1 protein-coding gene is annotated in these 726 nt (G+C 60.5%); it reads right to left on the reverse strand.

The window, feature by feature from the left end; translation table 11 throughout:
• Positions 1–726: IS3 family transposase (locus tag WBQ96_RS28240; RefSeq protein WP_336556345.1), on the reverse strand; the 726-nt coding region annotated here is incomplete at both ends.

Raw genomic sequence — 726 nt, forward strand, 5'->3', positions numbered from 1 at the left:
TATCCCGATGGCGGGCTGGTGGCGCCATCGGGATTAATCAACGAGATCGGGACCTTGTGTCCGATTGCGCCATGTGGGCGCACCTCGTTGTAGTATCTGCGCCAATCCTCCAACTTTTTGGCCGCGTCGGCAAGCGTCAGGAACCAGTGGGCATTCAGGCACTCCGCCCTGAAGCGGCCGTTGAAAGCTTCGATGTAAGCGTTGTCCGTTGGCTTTCCCGGTCGCGAGAAGTCGAGCGTGACGCCCTTGGTGTAGGCCCACAGATCGAGGTCGCGGGAGACGAACTCCGTGCCCTGATCGACCCTGATCGTCTTCGGATAGCCGATCCGCGGGCAGACTTGTTCCAGCGTCCTGACCACGTCCTCTGCTCGGTAACTGAAGCGCGGGTCGAGCACCGGCACGTAGCGCGAGAACGTATCGACGACCGTCAGGACACGGATTTTCTTGCCCGTCGCGAGTTGGTCGTGAACGAAGTCCATCGCCCACACGTCGTTGGGCTCGACGGCCGGCTGGCGATCGTCTCGTAGCTTCGCCTTCACCCGCCTTTTCGGTGTCTTGTTCCTCAGTTGAAGCCCTAAATCCCTGTAAATCCGATAGGTCCGCTTCATGTTGATGTCCCAGCCCTCGCGCGTGAGCATCACGTGCACACGCCGGTAGCCATAACGAACCCGCGTGGCACAGATGTCTTTGATCCGAGCTTCGATGCCGGCCTGATCGCAGCGACGG

The organism is Mesorhizobium sp. CCNWLY176, assembly GCF_037153935.1.
GTDB lineage: Bacteria > Pseudomonadota > Alphaproteobacteria > Rhizobiales > Rhizobiaceae > Mesorhizobium_M > Mesorhizobium_M zhangyense.